The following is a 16909-nucleotide window of genomic DNA, read 5'->3' on the forward strand; positions in this document are numbered from 1 at the left end:
CTGCCAATGGCGCTACCGCCCGACCCACGGGTAGAAAAGAGATATGGACAGCTCCCTGGTGCTCGGCCCCATGCTGCGATTCGTCGACGAGACCTCCGCGAGCGTTTGGGTGGAGACGCAATCCAGAGCTGTGGTTGTGGTGCACGCCGGCGGCCGCTCCTGGCAGGCCGACACCTTCTCGGTACACGGACACCACTATGCGCTCGTCGAACTCGATCAACTGGAGCCGGGTTCAACCCTCCCGTACACAGTCGAGATCGACGGCGAGCAGGTGTGGCCCGAGGAGGGTTCACCCTTTCCGGCTCCGGCGATTCGGACTCTTACCTCTGACCGGCCGTTCCGGATGTCCTACGGGTCCTGCAGGACAAGCGAGGTCAACGATCTGGCGGCCCACAAGACGCACGGCGTCGACTCCCTGTTGGCCTTCGCGCTGGATCTTGCCAAACGGGACGAGGAAAATCGGCCCGACCTTATCGCCTTCCTCGGCGACCAGGTCTACGCCGACATCCCCAGCAGCGAGATGCTCCAGCTGATCCGCGATGACCGGGGGATCAGCACCCGCCTCGACGCCGAACTGCGCAACTACGAGGAGTACACGCAGATCTACCGCATCGCGTGGAACGGAACCGCAATCCGGTGGCTTCTTTCGACAGTGCCCAGCGCAATGATCTTCGACGATCACGACATCCGAGACGACTGGAACTCTTCCCTGCTGTGGAAGCGGAAGGTCGAGACCATTCCCTGGTGGCGGGACCGCATCGTGTCCGGCCTTGCCTCCTACTGGGTGTACCAGCACCTGGGGAACCTGTCGCCCGAGGATCGGGCCGCTGATGAGATCTGGCAGGCCGTGGTTTCACACGAAGGGCCCGAGGAGTTCGAACTGGCCCCAATCCTGGAAGCCGTTGTGGAAGAAGCGGACCAAGATCCAGAGCGCTACCGCTGGAGCTTCTGCCGCGATTACGGCGATGTCCGTCTGATCGTCCTGGACTCGCGGGCGGCGAGGGTTCTTGAGCCGGGACAGCGGTCCATGCTCGACCGCAAGGAACTGCAGTGGCTGGATGAGCGGATGCAGGGCGGACGGCGCCACCTCCTCGTGGCCACGTCACTGCCGTTCCTCCTTCCGCGGGGGCTGCACCACATCGAGGACTGGAACGCGGTGCTCGCGGATGGACGGTGGGGCGAGCGGCTTGCGCTTTTGGGCGAACGGATCCGGCAGGCCATCGATCTTGAACACTGGGCTGCGTTTCCCGCGAGCTTCCGCGCCGTCGCCACCATGGCAACTGAAGTAGCCCAGGGTGAGCGTGGCGCCGCGCCGGAGACGGTCACCTTCCTCTCCGGAGATGTCCACTTCTCCTACATCGAAGAAGTGGACCAACCTATGCAGTCGCGGGTGCTGCAGGCCGTCTGCTCCCCCATCCGGAATCCGCTGCGGCCCGCCCTGCGCTGGGTTGCGGCAGTGATGTCCACCCGTGTTGCCGGGCCGGTAGGCGGATTTCTCTCCCGGTTCGTACCCCGGACGCCGTTTCACTGGTCGACGCTGAAGAAGCCGTGGTTTGACAACAACCTCGCAAGCCTGGAAGTAACCGAGGAGGGTCTGAAGCTGAGGTGGGATACCGGCGTCGTACGTGAAGGGAACCACGGCGCTCCCCAACTGGAGGAGGTCACGTCGATCGTGATCGCGCCGCGCCCGGCGGAGTCCCGCGAGACTCCCTCGCGATAGCGGTTTTGCGGCGCGTTAGCAGTCTGGCCATCCGTTAGGGGCAGACCGCTAACGGATGGCCAGACCGCTATCGCGACGCGCGATGGACGGCGCTTATCGAAGCACGGAATGAGCGATCAGCATGTCGAGGCGACGAATATCAACCTGCTTGCCAACCTTGATCTTGATGTGTCCCGCTCGGGTCCACAGCTCCAGTTCGGCGTCGAGATCAAATCTTCCGGCATTCTCCGAGGACCACATATTCACTGACGAGAAGGGAAGTGAGTACACCTCGACCTTCTTGCCAGTGAGACCTTGGGCATCACGCACGATGATTCGCCTGTCTGTGAAGATGGCGCTATCCCGGAACGTCTTATAGGCGGCAACCGGGGTCTCGCCCGGGACCAGCAACTGGCTGACGTCGGCTGGAATGGGGCACTCTGCCACGAACGTCCACTGGGCAAGAGCTGCTACTGCTTCCATGGGCTTCCCTTTCAATTTTGATTACTCGTTTGAATGACTGACTTGAGATGTCTCGCGCGATAGCGGTTTTGCGGCGCGTTAGCAGTCTGGCCATCCGTTAGGGGCAGACCGCTAACGAATGGCAAGACCGCTATCGCGACGCGCCGGGAAAGATCTAGGAGACCGCGGGGTCGAGCAGTTGCGTGGCGAGGTCGGCCAACCGATCCTGCATGGCGCCGTCGAGCTCCGTCTGGCTCAGGGCTTGCACTGCGACGATCACTCCGTTCCCATGTGCGGTGACCACGAGATTGTGGAAGACCGGAGTGGATCCCATGGTCTGTGTCGCCTGGGCTGCAAACGTCTCCTCACCGATCTGGTCCTGCGGCAACTCTTCCGTGCTGATGGTGAGTGTGTTCCCCTGAACCACTGCCGTCATCTCGGAGCACTTCTCGAGCGCGCTGCGGTTAACATCGAATCCCTGCTGGATGGCTTCCTCGGTCGACCCGTCCAGCACGGTAACGGTCAGGTAGCCGCCCGACTCGTCGGCAGCGCCCACCCCGGTCACAGCGTCTGCGGCGAAGTCACCCGTGGCGGCCAGGTTCCCGATGGCCTGGTCCCTGCACTCGGCGGGCTGCACGTCGGCACCTTCCATCGCTGCCTGGGAGATCTCGAGCCCTGCAGCCATCTGCTCCGCAGAAACGAGCTGAAACGGTTCCCCCACCGCATCCGTCAGCGCCGTGATCCGCGCCTCAAGCTCCGCCTTGGTGGGAGCGGCAACCGACTCGGCGGAGGAGGCGGGTGCCGGCGTCGCGCTCTCACTGGGTGCCGGCGTCGTACTGTCGCTGGCGGGCGAGCTGGCCGGCGAGGAGGCCGGAGAGCTGACCGGCGCTGCCCCACCCGAAGAGGACTCTGCCTCAACAGGTTCATCCGAACCGCTGCAACCGGTCAGCAGCAAAGCCGCTCCGAGCAGGCAGGAAGTAACGAGCGATGCCTTCATGATGATCCCCCAGATAATGCGCGACCGACCGTCGGCGACAGGAAAATCGTAACCCTTGACTGCCCCGCGAGCCGGGAGAATGGTTGAACCATGGAGTGGCTGAGCGGCGTGCTCGACGCCGAGGGGTACGAGGTCGGGCGACAGATCCTGCAGCGCGGGGTTGCGGCCATCTACCTGATCGGCTTCATCTCCGCCATCAACCAGTTTCCGGCGCTGCTCGGCGAGAACGGCCTCCTGCCGGCGCCCCGGTTCATTGAGCGCGCAGGCAAGCGGGCGGGTCCCACCCTGTTCCGCTGGCGGTACTCCGACCGCCTACTCCTGACCGTCTGCTGGGTGGGGGCGGCTATCGCTGCGCTCCTGGTCGTTGGCCTGCCGCAAGCCGGGCCGCCATGGGTACCCATGCTCGCTTTCCTCATCATCTGGGCGCTGTACCTGTCGGTCGTGAACATCGGGCAGGTCTTCTACGGATTCGGCTGGGAGAGCCTGCTCCTGGAAGCCGGTTTCCTCGTTGCGTTCCTAGGCTCCAACGAGGTGGCTCCCCCTTTCCTTGTCCTCCTGATCATCCGGTGGCTGGTGTTCCGCCTCGAGTTCGGCGCCGGCATGATCAAGATGCGCGGCGACCGTTCCTGGCGCGACCTCACCGCGCTGTACTACCACCACGAGACCCAGCCGATGCCCAACCCGGCAAGCCGCTTCTTCCACCTGCTGCCCAAACCCCTGCACCGCATGGAGGTGGCCGGCAACCACTTCACCCAGCTGGTGGTTCCGTTCTTCCTGTTCGCGCCGCAGCCCATCGCCGGCGTTGCGGCGCTGATCATCATCGTCACCCAGGCCTGGCTCGTGATCTCCGGGAACTTCGCCTGGCTCAACTGGATCACCATCGTGCTCGCCTTCGGCGCGGTACCCGACTCCTTCTACGAAGCGCTGGGCTTCACTGTTGCCCCCGCTTACGGTACGACGCCGGTCTGGTTCAGCGCCGTCGTCGTCCTCCTGACCGCGTTCATCGCGTGGCTGAGCTGGCAGCCGCTGCTGAACCTGTTCGCCAAGCGGCAACTGATGAACGCCAGCTTCAACCGCTTTCACCTGGTCAACGCATACGGTGCTTTCGGATCAGTCACCAAAGTGCGCAACGAGGTGATAGTCGAGGGCACGCTCGACGACGGCGGGCCCGGCTCCCGCTGGCTGGAATACGAGTTCAAGGGAAAGCCGGGCAACCCCGCCCGCATTCCGCGGCAGTATGCCCCCTACCACCTCCGTCTGGACTGGCTGATGTGGTTCCTGGCCTTGGGGTCCGACGGCGGGTGGTTCACTCCCCTGCTCATCAAACTTCTGCAGGCGGATCCAAAGATCCTCAAACTGATCCGGCACGACCCGTTCGACGGCAAGCCGCCGAAGTACGTCCGGGCACGCATGTTCCGGTACCGGTTCGCGACCCGCGCCGAACGAAAGGCCACCGGGCTCTGGTGGATGCGGGACGAGATGTGGACCATTGTGGATCCGGTAGCGCTTCGGGCGAACCAGCGGCACTAACCGGCGGCGCTGACCAGCGGCACTAACCGCGGCACAGACCAGCGGCACAGAGTGGGACTGACCAGCGGCACAACCTCATCGTCCGTTCAGGTGATGTTCCGCGGCCGCGACGCAATGCGCCGTAACGTTTCAATAACCCCTCCCGCAGGACCTCCGACAGGACTAGAGTTGCGCGGGTGCGCGACACCCCTATGCACCCTGCCCCCACTCCCCGCTACGTTCCCGGCATCAAGTACATCCTGATGCTCGGAGCCCTCGCTGCCCTCCCCGCAATCACCACCGACATGTACCTGCCATCGCTTCCGGCGGTCGCTGAGGACCTGCGGGCAAGCCAGGCCGCCGTTCAGTTCACGCTGTCCGGCATGCTGCTCGGCGGAGGGGTCGGGCAACTTGTCATCGGGCCGCTGTCCGACCGGTTCGGTAGACGGTTGCCCCTCATCATCGGCATCACTCTGCACGTGATCGTCTCGGTTCTCTGTTCGATCGCGCCGGACATCGGGACGCTCATACTGTTGCGCGTCCTGCAGGGTTTCTTCAACGCGGCGTCCGCCGTGGTCGCGATCGCCGTCATCCGCGACCGGTTCGTAGGCTCCGACGCCGCCCGGTTGCTGTCCCGCCTCATGCTGGTCATCGGGGTGGCGCCGCTCTTCGCTCCAACGGTTGGCCAGGCGATCGCCGGGGTCTGGCAGTGGCGGGCCGTCTTCTGGGCGCTTGCGCTGATCGGAGCCGTCCTCGTGCTCATCGTGTGGCGCTGGATGCCCGAGACGCTGCCCCTCGATCGTCGCCGTCCGGGTCACGTCCGGCATATCGCTGGCGGCTACTGGCATCTGCTCAAGGACGTTCACTTCATGTCCCTCGCCGTGATTCCCGGCCTCGGCCTGGGCGTCATCATGAGCTACGTGGTGGGTTCGCCGTTCGTGTTCCAGGAGGAGTACGGCGTGGGTGAGGCCCAGTTCGCGCTCATCTTCGCACTGAACGGAGTGGCTCTTGTTCTCTCCGCGCAAGTGAACGCGGCGCTGGTCCGCCGTGTTGCACCTGCCCGGATCCTGAAGGTGGCGTCAGTGGCGCAGCTGGCGGCTGCCCTGCTGCTGGTTGTCCTGAGCGTCACCGGGGCCGGCGGCGTTTTCGGCCTGATCACCGGAATCTGGCTGGTTCTCTTTGCCCAGGCGATGATCCCGCCCAACTCCTCCACGCTGGCTTTGGCGTCCTACGGGCACATGGCCGGGACTGCGGCGGCCGTCATCGGCGCACTGCAGTCCGGGGTAGCCGGCATCGTGAGCCCGCTGGTGGGTGTCCTCGGCGGGAATTCAGTCTCCATGTCCATGGTGATGCTGGGCGCAGTGGTGCTCACCGTCGTCGTGCTGGCGCTGGGAACACCGCTCTTCCGCAAGGAAGGCTGGCGAATGTTCGAGGCGCCGCCGGAGGAAACTGCGGCCGCACAGGCGTAGAGGCGAGCCCTAGTCGCTGGGGCTGATGTCCGTGGTCAGGTCCCGGTCGTCGTCGTCCTCTTTATCCTGTTCCTCGGCGGGGCCGGCCGCCTCGTTGACACCCAGCTTGGTGCCGCTGGCCTCGTCGCTGCCCTCGCTGCCCTGGTCGACGTCACGCGGGATCGGGGCCTGGGCGTTGTGCAGGCCGTCCCTGACGTCGTCCTCAAAGTCGTTCGTGTCGCTGTTCACGCAGTCCTCCCCTGTTTGACGCTGCCTGACGCGCACCACGTTACTCGCTCACAGACCTCTGCGGGCCGGAGACTTTCGGGACGCCCGCACCTAGCAGATCACATTGATGGCAGACTCGGACCCATGCGCGAACTCGTGATCCTCGGCACCGCCTCGCAGGTTCCCACCCGCACGCGCAACCACAACGGCTACCTGCTGCGCTGGGACGGTGAGGGGTTGCTATTCGATCCGGGCGAGGGCACGCAGCGGCAAATGACGTTCGCGGGTGTCTCAGCCTCCAGCATCACCCGCATCTGCCTGACCCATCTGCACGGCGACCACTGCTTCGGACTGCCGGGGGTCCTCTCCCGTATGGTGCTCGACGGCGTGGACCACCCCGTCCATCTGCACTATCCCGCGTCAGGGGACTCGGCCGTCCGTGCCCTGGTTTCACTCGCAACTCCCGGCCTTGACCTCCGCCTGGAACCACACGGCTCGGCCGGCGCCATCGCCGACGGCCTCGAGGTGCAGCCGCTGCGCCACCGGATTGAGGCGTTCGGGTACCGGCTCTCCGAGCCGGCGTCGCGGACGCTCCTTCGGGATCGCCTGGCGGAGGCGAGGATCACAGGGCCCGACGTCGGCCGCCTCCAGCAGGAGGGCAGGCTCGGGGACATCACGCTCGAGGACGTGAGCGTGCCCCGTCCCGGCCAAAGCTTCGCCTTCGTCATGGATACGGCCGAGTGCGACAGCGCTGACGCGCTTGCCGACGGCGTGGACCTCCTCGTCGCGGAGTCCACCTTCAGCAACGACGACGACGCCCTAGCCGCCCAGTACCTGCACCTCACCGCCGGGCAGGCGGGCGCGCTCGCCGCGAAGGGCAACGTGGGCACCCTGGTGCTCACCCACTTCTCGTCCCGCTACCCGGACGTGAGAGTGCTGCAGGAGCAGGCCTCCGCCGTCGCGCCCGGCACGACCGTGATCGCGGCGAACGACCTGGACCGGATCCCGTTTCCGAAGCGCCGCCGGGTTAGCTGAGCGTGAGGCCCGGAGCGGGTTCAGGCCGATGAACGCCGCGCGGACGGTAGCCCAGACTCTCCGAAACTCCCAGGAGGTCGGCGAGCAGCCAGATGATGGCGAGCCACATTTCCGTGCCCTGCAGGCCCGGAACGGTATCGGGCAGACCGCGGTTCATCGTGCCCGCGGCGCGGAAGCTGAAGCCCTCCGGAGTCCAGTGTCCTAGGGCGTCAGCGAGGAGTTTCGTTGCAAGCGCGGTGATTTCGTCAGAGCGGTAGCGGGCATTACGGGTCAGCCAGAGCGGGTGGGCGACGTCGAGCACGTTGCAGGCGGTCCGCCTGTCCGGGCGGAAATAGCGCTGGTCCCGGGCGTGCTGCAGCACTGAGTCAATTACCTGCTCGGGATGCGGAACCGGGACACCGAACTGGGCGAAGGTTCCACGTGATGCGCGGTAGTAGCCGTTGACCGGCAGGAGCAGTCCTTCATCGGGGGTCCTGCTGCCCCATAGCCCGGTGCCGGCGTCGGCCCGGGTCAGTAGCCAACCGAACAGTGCCTCGCGCGTACCAGCGACACCGCCCTCTCCCTTGCGCTGGTTCCACATCATGGCAGTTCCAAGGATGTCGACGCAGTGCCCTGCACGCCAGGCATCGGTGCGCCAGGGCAGCGAGTCGAGGGTTGCAACCAGGTCCTGAGGCGAGGCGTCGGCCACGATCCGAATCGGCGCGGCAAGCGAACTGCCCAGGAGATCGAGCGCATAGCCAACGCTGAGGACCGAGTAGTTGTGCGCTCCCTCCAGCAGTGTGGTGGGCGGCGCTCCGAGCGATCCGTCCGGGCGAAGCTCCACGAAGAGACCGGTCTGGGAGTCCTGCCAGGACCGGAGCCGGTCGATCTGGTCATCGACCGGTAGCTGGTCGGGTGCTCTTCCCAGCAGCAAGTCTGCGATCTCCACAGCGTCGCACTGGGCACGGACAGTCGCCGGGGTGCCCGGCCGATCGTCGAAAAGACCGCTGTCCTGATTCCACGCCCGCTGCAGGATGGGTTCGGCCCGTTGGCGGGCCTCGTCGCCGAAGCCACGAAGGCGGACACCCAAACTGGGCGTACCCGAAACCGGAGCCGCGGAGGTTGCCAGTTCCGGAACCCGCCAGCGAAGGACGCGGGCCGGATTTCCACCGACGATCGCTCCCGCTGGGACGTCCTTGGTCACGATCGCACCGGCGGCCAGCACGGATCGGTCACCGACGGTGACCCCATCCAGTACGACGACGTGGGAACCGATCCACACATCGTTGCCGATGGTGATGCCCTTCGAGGTCAGCGGCTGACGGAACACTTCCTTGTCGGGCTCCATCGTGTGATTGAAGCCGAGGATCGAGGTGTGTGCTCCCATCCGGACGGCGTCACCCATGCGCACTGCACCGCGTACGACGGCGTACGGGTTGATGGTGCAGTCCCTGCCGGTCACCAGCGTGCCCGAGACATAGGCACCGGCGGCGATGTAGGTTCGATCGCCAAGTTCCAGCTCGTCACAACTGACAGAAGCAAGCTCCGAGAGGAAGCACTGCTCCCCCAGCCTGTGGTTCTCGCGTCGAGACAGCACCTCCTGCACCCGGCTCTGCCGGCCGCGTTCCTCCTCGGTAGCTTCTGCCCAGAACCGGAAGGGCGAGTATTCGAGCTCCGTGGCGCGGCACGGATCATCAGTGAGGACGGCGGCAACGACTGGCTGTGTCACGAGATTCCTTCGAGGCGGCACGGTCCGGGACCGGATATCCGCGGACTGCTGTCAGTGGTCAAAAATCCATTACATCGGTTGAAGCCCCCTTGATGGACGAAACGAACACGGTCAATCAAGACTGCTCTTGCTGGTGAGTTCCCCACGCGCTATACCGGAAGGCACCCCAACACAGGCACCACCGAGGAGGGTCAATGACCGAGGGAAGCCTTGAACCGTCGGACGAAGTGTCGGCATTCCTCGCGGGCTGGCCTCCCGAAACAGAGGCTGTTGCGCTGTGGCTGCGCCAGCAGGTGATGCGCGCCGAGCCGGAATTCACGGAACGGGTCTACAAGGGTTGGAACGGTGTGGGTTACCGTCACCCGCGAGCCGGACTGGTGTGTGCGATCTACCCTCAGGCGAACGGCACCGTACGGCTGCTGTTCGAGCATGGCGTCGAACTCGACGACCCCGACGGATTTCTTGAGGGAACCGGCACCCAGACCAGGTACCTCACGTCAACTGAACCCTCCGTGGACCTCGCTGCCCGGATCGAAGGATTTGTGGACGAGTCCATTGTCCGACGCCTGCACCGCTAGTGCCCACGTTATGGGCGAACACCACGCGGAGCGAGGCTGCTCCAGCCTCTCGAAGAGGAGCCGCCGCGATGCCTCCATTCCTTCCCCCCCCGTGCCAGATGGGCATATGAAATCTTCTGTTGCAAGGCGAACCCCCTGCTGTTCAGTCAGTTCACCAGACGTGGCACCGACGCGCAGTACCTCGTGTCGGAGGGTGGCTGTACTTTCTTGAACAGAGCGGCAAGTGCTGCAAATCAATTATTGGAGGGCGGAGTTGATGGACATTCAGAAAAACGATGAAGCAAGCAGGCGGTGCTCGTCGAGTGGCGAAGACGTTGGGCTGATGATTGAGATTTGGGGTTCGGATGATTGGCATATCAGGTGCCCGACATGTGGCTGCCGGTGGGCTGGTGGGAGCACCGTTTTGAACGAGCACGACCGCCCTAGATGACCTCGTTCTGATTCTTTGGGGCCTGGAGGCTGTGACTCCTGATGTGATGATCATTGCGATGACCAGCGCGAAGCCTGACAGGATGATCGCCGCGTTGACGGTTTGAGAAGGTTCAAACCCGGTCAGGAATAGGGCCGCCAGGCCGGCTACGGCAGCAGCCACTGCGGCGATAGCCCCCGCCAATACCCACGGGGCACCTGCTTTTTGTCCCCGACTCCATGCCGCATCGGAGGACATCGTCGCTCTTGTGCGGATACCGAGCGCTCCATTGCGCGATAGTCCATCGTTCCTCAGCATCACCGAAAAACCGGTGAAAAGAATTGCGATCCAGATGAAGAAGACCATCGCCACGATGAGCGGAGCAGCACCTGCCTCGTCCATGGGTCCCCCTCGCGATATTGAACTGCTTCGACCGTTTCACGTGTCCTTCGCAGATATCAAGTTCACTGATCGTCGTCTCTACCCGCCCCTACGCCCAGGCTAACCGGGCAGCTCCCCCACCAGGTCCGGCCGCCGCTTGCCCAGCTCCTCCGACAGCACGCCAAGAGCGTCCCGCACCACGCCCTCGTCGTTCTCAAGGGCTGTGCGCACCCGCCGCAGGAAGGCTTCCGCGTCCCCGCCCCCTGAGCGGAGCTCCCGCAGGGGCGCCAGCATGGCGGCGCGGCAGAGCCAAGGATCAGGGCTGAGCGCCCAGCGGTCCAGCACCGCCTCCGCCTGGGCGCGCTCCGGTTCGGTGAGGCGGGCGGCCAGCGGACCAACGACGTCGACCGCTACCGGATCGACGAGCGTCTCACGCCGCCCCTCCCGCACATAGCGCTCCAGCCGGGCAAGGTCGGAGGGACGCAGCAGCGCCACGTTGGACTGCAACAGCACGACGGCGGCCAGTCGCCGCTCGAAGATCGGCTCGAACCACAGCTCTGCGGCGAGGAACAGGACGGCCTTCCGGTCCATGCCGCGGAACTTCCGCAGGGCGTCGCGCACCGTACCCCGAACGACGCCGACGGAGGCGCCGTAGTAGCGCAGTCCGTCGTCGTTCGCGTTCAGACTGTCAGCCCGCTCCCAGGACGCCTCCCGCTGGAGGGCGGCGTCGATGAATTCGGCTGCCTCACTCACTGCTCGAGTCTATGCAACTTCCACAGGCCCAAGCCGTGCCAAGGCTGGCCGAACCAAAAGTGCCAAGCGTACTGTCGAATTACGTTTAGAGACGCAGCTGAAGGGGCGGGGAAGAAGTATGTGGTTTGACTCGTGGCCGGAGGTCCTGAGGGTCCTGATATGCAGATGATCGTCGCCTGGACGTCGGCACAAGTTCCCGGAGCCCGCGGTGTCATAACGTCCCAGCCGGTGGCGCTCCTTCTTGAGGGCGAACTGAACGGAGATGAGTTGCGCCGGAATCGCATCACAGAATCGGAGGTTTTGCAGGCTGTGCGCTCGACAGGCTCCGGAGATCTCTCTCAGATAGCCGCGGTGGTGCTTGAAACCAATGTTTCCCTCAGCGTTATTCCTGGGGACAAATTCGGCAACGGGTCCGCCATCAAGGGAGTGCGTGGCACCTTCCAATCGAGCCAGTCCGACACCTGAAAGGCATTGCAAGCCCATGGCAGAGGCCACACCTACCGAAATCTACAATCGCGCCAAACAAGAGGGCGAGCGCAGGCTGTTCATGCCGCCGCTCGAACAGATATCGACCGGTTTCATTGCCGGTGTGACGATCGTTTTCGGGATTGTTGCGCTGGCGACCGCCCAGCACCTTGTGGAACCTGCAATGGGTGTAGGACCCGGCAAGCTTGTCGGAGCCCTGGCCTTCGGGATCGGGCTGGTATTCCTCATCATCGGCCGCTCGGAACTGTTCACTGAGAACTTCTTTGGCCCAGTGGCAGCGGCGATCGACCGTCGACAATCAGCGGCCTGGGTACGCCTGGCCCGGCTGTGGGGCCTCATCCTGCTTCTCAACCTACTAGGCGGAGCCGTGATGGCCGCCGTTTTCGTGGTTGAGGGCGCTCTGCCTTCCGGCGCACACCAGGTTCTCTCCAGCATGGCCGAAGAAATCAACGGGAAGAGTGGGCCCGCGACGTTCATGCGCGCAGTTGCAGCCGGAACATTGCTGACTTTGCTGTCGTACCTGCTTCACGCCGTGACCTCTTCGGCAAGCCGGATCGCTCTGGCGTATCTTGCAGGTGTCTTCCTCGCGCTGGGTGCCTTCGACCATGTCGTTGTGACCGCACTACATCTGCTCGCGGGGCTATGGCTTGGCGCCCAGGTGACCTATCCCGAACTGGCCCTGCACATACTGCTGGTTGGCGCCGGGAACCTTGTGGGCGGAGTCCTGCTCATGACACTCACCCACACAGCACAGGCGAAAGGGGCAGGACCGCGCCGAAAGTAGGGGAGGCCGCGCACCTTACCGCCAACCCCTTGCGCCCAGGGCCCACGGGCGAGGCAATGCTACAGCGCCCTAGCCACCAAGCAGATGGTCGAGCATGGCCGCTGCGATTTCCTCCGGGGAATCCTCCATTGGGATGTGCTTGCCCGCTACTTCAACCAGGTCGCTTGAGGGTATCTCGGCGGCGTAGCGGCGGGCGAAGCTCACTTTCTGGAAGTCATCATCCCTGCCCCAGACCAACCTCGTCGGCACGGATGCGGCCGCCAGGGCCGGCAGCAGGTCAAGGGTGTAACGCGGATCTGCGGCGCCTGCCATTGCCATCCATGAGCGGGCGCGGGCCGGGCTCCGCCAAGGAGAGACGTAGTCGTCCACTTCGTCCGCACCGAGGTGCCGTTCCGTCATGAGCTGCATCGACTCGGTTCGCGCCGCCAGCAGATCCTCGGGACTCGTGTCCGCACGGAGAATCGGATCACGGAACCGCGCAACCGCCGGCACGGGCCAGGAATCAAACATCACAGCGTTGACCAGCACCAACCTTGTCACCCGGCCGGAATAAGCCGCCAAGTGCTGGGCTACTCCCCCACCTATATCGTGTGCCGCTACAGCGAAATCATTCAGGCCGAGCGCATCCGCCGCGTCCTCGACCACCCTTGCCAATGACGGGATGTTGGCCGACTCGACGTCGAGCTCCCCTTCGCTGCACCCAAAGCCGGGGAAATCCAACGCCAGGCAGCGAAATTCCCTTGCCAATGAAGGCAGGACAGGCTGCCATACGCGGCTCCAGAACGTGCCGTGCAGAAGGAGCAGCGGTGGTGCGTCCGGGCGGCCTGCTTCAAGGTAAGACAACGGCGTTCCCTTCACCTCCACCGTCTTCCTGACTACCTGTGCTTTCACACTCATGGTCATCTCCTTCGTCTCGCCTGCGAATATTGTCGTTCCCGATCCGATGCATGCGTCCACCGCAACACGTGTCCGAGGGAGGTACCCCAGACAGGGGCTGCTGAAACATATCCCGGAAACCGCTGGAGCACGCCGTCGACCGGTTGCTTCGCTCGCTGCTCCAGTTTGAGCGACTCTCGTGCAGGGGCCGGGGGCCACCCTTCCTGCGCAGGAGGTGGCAGCTTGACGCCTATACCCCCGCAGGGTATTTTGTTTCCGACCCAGATACCCCTTGGGGGTATACAGACCGATGCATTCGGAGCGAAACGCAATATGACCACTGCAGTCAAAACACGGGGAGCACTGGTCCCCCTACTCGTGATCGCCACTGCACAGCTGATGCTGGTGCTCGACGACTCGATTGTGAATATCGCCCTACCCAGCATCCAGCGCGAACTCGGCGTCGATTCGGTCCATCTGCCCTGGATCGTGAACGCGTACATCCTCTCCTTCGGCGCGCTCCTGTTGCTGGGCGGCCGGACGGGTGACCTATGGGGCCGACGAAGAACCCTGCAGCTTGGACTAACGATCTTCATCGCCGCCTCGCTACTCGGCGGACTGAGCCAGAACGCCGTTATGCTCATCGGCGCCCGGGCCGTACAGGGAATAGGCGCTGCATTGGTTGCGCCGAATGCACTCGCCCTGATCACAACAACCTTCCCCGACCGCAAGACGCGGGACACGGCCCTTTCCCTGTATGGCACGATGTCCGCACTCGGTGTCGTGGTGGGGCTACTGCTGGGTGGGTTCCTGACCGACACCCTTGGCTGGCGCTGGGTGTTCTTCATCAACATCCCCATCGGGCTGCTGGTGATCCTCGGGACCCGCACTCTCGTCGCCGCCGACCGCCACCCGGGACGGCTCGGGATCATCGGCGCTGCACTGGGCACCGGCGGAATGGTGCTACTCGTGTACGCGATCACGCGTTTCGGTGAGGCGGGCTTCGCAGATCCCACCCTGTTCATCCTCCTGGCCGGTTCCGCGGTTCTGCTCGCGACTTTCATCAGCACACAGGCACGTAGCCGGCATCCCCTGATGCCGCTCGATCTATTCGGGGACCGCAATCGCTCCGGTGCGTACGTAACCGTGCTGCTGCTGGCAATCGGCCCAATGGGCACGCTCTACGTCATTACTCTGTACCTCCAGCAGGTGCAGCAGTACAGCCCCATCCAGACGGGTATTGCGTGGCTGCCGTTCGCCGTCGGACTGGTGTTGGGTGCGGGCGGGGCACCCAAGCTACTCCTACGGGTACCGGCTCGGGCGATTGCCTCCGTGGGGGCGCTCCTGAGCGCTGTGGCAGCATTCTGGCTCTCCGCCATCGCAGTCGATTCGAGCTACTGGCTGCACCTTGCGCCCGCGATGCTGATCCTGGCGCTCGGATTCGGGCTGGCGGTTATCGCCCTCACCCAGGCCGCGGTGTACCGGGTCGACGCGGATAAGGCCGGCATCGCCTCGGCCCTGCTGAACTCGGCCCAGCAGATCGGCGTGGCGCTCGGGCTCGCACTGCTGGCTACGGTCGCCGCAACCACCTCGGCCCTGCCCGGCAACGCGGGAATGAACGACGGCGCGGCCCTCACCGCCGGATACGGAACGGCCCTCCTGGTCGCGGCAGCGGTACTGCTCGCCGCGGCGGCGGTGGCGATCGCCACTCTGCGCCCCGGTACCACTGCCGAGTCGGCCGCCTGAGAAGGGGCCCCCTGACAAGGGGTGCACCCCAGCTTCCCCTGTGTAACCGCCCCTTTTTGTGACCGCTCACGTGTTATGTCATTGGTCACAGATCCCGGCATCAGGGCCGCTCCAAAGGGTCCGACAGCTATCCTGAATGCATCGCCGCAGCCATCATCGGGGCTCTCGATGTCGGCCGCATCTCGCGGAAACCTGAAAAACCAATGCCGGTTGGCCGAACGCGCACGCGTCCATCGAGCCCGCCGGAGCAACGCCGGGCAACCGGCGAGAGAAAGGACCGATCAGCGTGGATCACAACCCTTCAGTCACCCGCGACGCATGGATAAGCCGCGAGGCCCTCGCCGAGGGGATGATTCCCCTCATCGGACGCCTCTACCGCGAAAACAACGTGGTCACCAGCATCCATGGGCGCAGCCTCATCAACAAGTCCACCATGGGCATCCTCAAGGCGCACCGCTTCGCGCGCCGCATGAGCAAGGAGGAGCTGCTCCTCGAGGAGACCGCTCCCCTGCTCGGTGTCCTCGCCGAACTCGATCTTGGAGCCGCCTCCATCGACGTCGCCCGCCTCGCCCAGAAGTACAAGGCTGAGGCCGGAGAGACCTCCCTCGAGAACTTCCTCCGGGCAGAACTGGCCGACGTCGTCGGTAAGCGGGGCGCCGACGAGCGCCGCAGCACCGACGTCGTTCTCTACGGTTTCGGTCGCATCGGCCGCCTGGTTGCCCGCCTGCTCATCGAGAAGGCAGGCGGCGGGCACGGCCTGTGCCTGCGCGCGATCGTGGTCCGCAAGGGTGCCGCGAACGACCTCATGAAGCGCGGCAGCCTGCTTCGCCGCGACTCCGTCCACGGCTCCTTCGAGGGCAGCATCCAGGTGGACGAGGAAACCAACACCATCACCGCCAACGGCGTGCGGATCCAGGTCATCTACTCGGATGACCCGGCATCCATCGACTACACGGCCTACGGCATCAATGACGCCCTTGTTGTGGACAACACCGGGCGTTGGCGCGACGAAGAGGGACTGGGCCAGCACCTGAAGAGCAAGGGCGTTGCCCGCGTCCTTCTGACCGCCCCGGGCAAGGGCGGCCTGAAGAACATCGTCCACGGCATCAACCACACGGACATCAGCCCGGATGACGCCATCGTCACCGCCGCCTCCTGCACCACTAACGCGATCACGCCGGTGCTCAAGGCCATCAACGAAGAGTTCGGTGTGGTGCACGGCCACGTGGAGACGGTCCACTCCTTCACCAACGACCAGAACCTGATCGACAACTTCCACAAGGGCGACCGCCGCGGACGCTCCGCTGCCCTCAACATGGTGATCACCGAGACCGGTGCCGCCAAGGCCGTGGCCAAGGCCCTGCCGGAGCTAGCCGGCAAGCTCACCGGCAGCTCCATCCGTGTGCCTACCCCGGACGTCTCGATCGCCATCCTCAACCTCACCCTGGCGAAGGAGACCACCAAGGAAGAGGTCAACGACTACCTGCGCAGCATGTCGCTCCACTCAACACTGCGCAAGCAGATCGACTACATCGACTCACCCGACGTCGTCTCCACCGACTTCGTGGGATCCCGCCGCGCAGGCACCGTTGACGGCCTCGCAACCATCTGCAACGACACGAACCTTGTGCTCTACGTCTGGTACGACAACGAGTTCGGCTACAGCTGCCAGGTTGTGCGTGTCATGGAGGAGATGGCCGGCGTGAACGCGCCGTCGTTCCCCGCCAAGGACGCGGTACCGACGGCCAAGGTGCCCGCAACCGTCTAGGCACTCCTTCGCCCCAGACCCGCGGATCCGTTGCCTGCCCGC

At 64.6% G+C, this 16909-nt stretch carries 15 protein-coding genes and 1 pseudogene; 9 read left to right on the forward strand and 7 right to left on the reverse strand.

All coding sequences use genetic code 11. The features are described from left to right. The first annotated feature begins 43 nt into the window (after positions 1-43). Positions 44-1720, forward strand: a complete 1677-nt coding sequence (locus GC088_RS13900) for an alkaline phosphatase D family protein (RefSeq protein ID WP_323959584.1) — start codon at positions 44-46, stop codon at positions 1718-1720. Between the two features lie 93 nt (positions 1721-1813). Here the strand turns inward: GC088_RS13900 and GC088_RS13905 are convergent, their stop codons facing one another. Both GC088_RS13905 and GC088_RS13910 read right to left on the reverse strand, forming a co-directional pair. Then, on the reverse strand, positions 1814-2182 hold the full coding sequence (locus tag GC088_RS13905) for a PH domain-containing protein (RefSeq protein WP_323959585.1): 369 nt from the start codon (positions 2180-2182) through the stop codon (positions 1814-1816). A gap of 154 nt (positions 2183-2336) precedes the next feature. Further along, a complete protein-coding gene (locus tag GC088_RS13910) occupies positions 2337-3158 on the reverse strand; it encodes a hypothetical protein (protein ID WP_323959586.1) in 822 nt (273 codons plus the stop codon). Positions 3159-3248: 90 nt separating this feature from the next. Between GC088_RS13910 and GC088_RS13915 the strand changes: the two genes are divergently transcribed. Both GC088_RS13915 and GC088_RS13920 read left to right on the forward strand, forming a co-directional pair. Further along, positions 3249-4688, forward strand: a complete 1440-nt coding sequence (locus GC088_RS13915) for a lipase maturation factor family protein (RefSeq protein WP_323959587.1) — start codon at positions 3249-3251, stop codon at positions 4686-4688. Between the two features lie 176 nt (positions 4689-4864). Next, the gene (locus tag GC088_RS13920; protein ID WP_323959588.1) at positions 4865-6136 is read left to right on the forward strand and encodes a multidrug effflux MFS transporter; all 1272 of its coding nucleotides are present in this window, start codon (positions 4865-4867) and stop codon (positions 6134-6136) included. A 9-nt stretch (positions 6137-6145) separates the two neighbouring features. Here GC088_RS13920 and GC088_RS13925 read toward each other — a convergent pair whose 3' ends face one another. Then, positions 6146-6364, reverse strand: a complete 219-nt coding sequence (locus GC088_RS13925; RefSeq protein WP_323959589.1) for a hypothetical protein — start codon at positions 6362-6364, stop codon at positions 6146-6148. 123 nt (positions 6365-6487) lie between these two features. On the opposite strand from GC088_RS13925, the gene GC088_RS13930 reads away from it, so the two are divergent. Further along, positions 6488-7378, forward strand: coding sequence for a ribonuclease Z (locus GC088_RS13930; RefSeq protein ID WP_323959590.1), 891 nt, complete (start codon positions 6488-6490; stop codon positions 7376-7378). Between the two features lie 1108 nt (positions 7379-8486). Here GC088_RS13930 and GC088_RS15510 read toward each other — a convergent pair. After that, positions 8487-8651 (reverse strand): annotated as a pseudogene (locus GC088_RS15510) (DapH/DapD/GlmU-related protein); the annotation flags it as partial. A gap of 629 nt (positions 8652-9280) precedes the next feature. Between GC088_RS15510 and GC088_RS13940 the strand changes: the two are divergent. Then, positions 9281-9664: a DUF1801 domain-containing protein gene (locus tag GC088_RS13940; RefSeq protein ID WP_323959592.1), complete on the forward strand. Its 384-nt coding sequence runs from the start codon at positions 9281-9283 to the stop codon at positions 9662-9664. A gap of 151 nt (positions 9665-9815) precedes the next feature. On the opposite strand, the gene GC088_RS15515 is transcribed toward GC088_RS13940, so the two are convergent. Both GC088_RS15515 and GC088_RS13945 read right to left on the reverse strand, forming a co-directional pair. Further along, positions 9816-10475, reverse strand: a complete 660-nt coding sequence (locus GC088_RS15515) for an SdpI family protein (RefSeq protein ID WP_416377470.1) — start codon at positions 10473-10475, stop codon at positions 9816-9818. 99 nt (positions 10476-10574) lie between these two features. After that, entirely contained in the window at positions 10575-11207 is a 633-nt protein-coding gene (locus GC088_RS13945; RefSeq protein WP_323959593.1) for a DNA alkylation repair protein, read from the reverse strand. Positions 11208-11366: 159 nt separating this feature from the next. On the opposite strand from GC088_RS13945, the gene GC088_RS13950 reads away from it, so the two are divergent. Next, positions 11367-11672 carry a YetF domain-containing protein gene (locus GC088_RS13950; protein ID WP_323959594.1) on the forward strand — a complete coding sequence of 102 codons (306 nt, stop codon included), beginning with the start codon at positions 11367-11369 and terminating at the stop codon, positions 11670-11672. A gap of 16 nt (positions 11673-11688) precedes the next feature. Beyond that, a complete protein-coding gene (locus tag GC088_RS13955; protein WP_323959595.1) occupies positions 11689-12477 on the forward strand; it encodes a formate/nitrite transporter family protein in 789 nt (262 codons plus the stop codon). A 69-nt stretch (positions 12478-12546) separates the two neighbouring features. Here the strand turns inward: GC088_RS13955 and GC088_RS13960 are convergent, their stop codons facing one another. Continuing rightward, on the reverse strand, positions 12547-13374 hold the full coding sequence (locus tag GC088_RS13960) for an alpha/beta fold hydrolase (RefSeq protein ID WP_323959596.1): 828 nt from the start codon (positions 13372-13374) through the stop codon (positions 12547-12549). Positions 13375-13686: 312 nt separating this feature from the next. Between GC088_RS13960 and GC088_RS13965 the strand changes: the two genes are divergently transcribed. Beyond that, positions 13687-15099, forward strand: a complete 1413-nt coding sequence (locus tag GC088_RS13965) for an MFS transporter (RefSeq protein ID WP_323959597.1) — start codon at positions 13687-13689, stop codon at positions 15097-15099. A gap of 322 nt (positions 15100-15421) precedes the next feature. After that, positions 15422-16867 (forward strand): glyceraldehyde-3-phosphate dehydrogenase, encoded by a 1446-nt coding sequence (locus GC088_RS13970; protein ID WP_416377541.1) that lies wholly within the window; start codon positions 15422-15424, stop codon positions 16865-16867. Positions 16868-16909 lie beyond the last annotated feature (42 nt).

The organism is Arthrobacter sp. JZ12 (assembly GCF_035189165.1).
Classification (GTDB): Bacteria; Actinomycetota; Actinomycetes; order Actinomycetales; family Micrococcaceae; genus Arthrobacter_D.

Excerpts from the sequence above, each read along its gene's own strand:
- GC088_RS13965 (WP_323959597.1), top strand. The coding sequence starts at position 13,687 with ATGACCACTGCAGTCAAAACACGGGGAGCACTGGTCCCCCTACTCGTG.
- GC088_RS13940 (WP_323959592.1), top strand. The coding sequence starts at position 9,281 with ATGACCGAGGGAAGCCTTGAACCGTCGGACGAAGTGTCGGCATTCCTC.
- GC088_RS13950 (WP_323959594.1), top strand. The coding sequence starts at position 11,367 with ATGCAGATGATCGTCGCCTGGACGTCGGCACAAGTTCCCGGAGCCCGC.
- GC088_RS13955 (WP_323959595.1), top strand. The coding sequence starts at position 11,689 with ATGGCAGAGGCCACACCTACCGAAATCTACAATCGCGCCAAACAAGAG.
- GC088_RS13910 (WP_323959586.1), bottom strand. The coding sequence starts at position 3,158 with ATGAAGGCATCGCTCGTTACTTCCTGCCTGCTCGGAGCGGCTTTGCTG.
- GC088_RS13900 (WP_323959584.1), top strand. The coding sequence starts at position 44 with ATGGACAGCTCCCTGGTGCTCGGCCCCATGCTGCGATTCGTCGACGAG.
- GC088_RS13915 (WP_323959587.1), top strand. The coding sequence starts at position 3,249 with ATGGAGTGGCTGAGCGGCGTGCTCGACGCCGAGGGGTACGAGGTCGGG.
- GC088_RS13930 (WP_323959590.1), top strand. The coding sequence starts at position 6,488 with ATGCGCGAACTCGTGATCCTCGGCACCGCCTCGCAGGTTCCCACCCGC.
- GC088_RS15515 (WP_416377470.1), bottom strand. The coding sequence starts at position 10,475 with ATGGACGAGGCAGGTGCTGCTCCGCTCATCGTGGCGATGGTCTTCTTC.
- GC088_RS13905 (WP_323959585.1), bottom strand. The coding sequence starts at position 2,182 with ATGGAAGCAGTAGCAGCTCTTGCCCAGTGGACGTTCGTGGCAGAGTGC.
- GC088_RS13960 (WP_323959596.1), bottom strand. The coding sequence starts at position 13,374 with ATGAGTGTGAAAGCACAGGTAGTCAGGAAGACGGTGGAGGTGAAGGGA.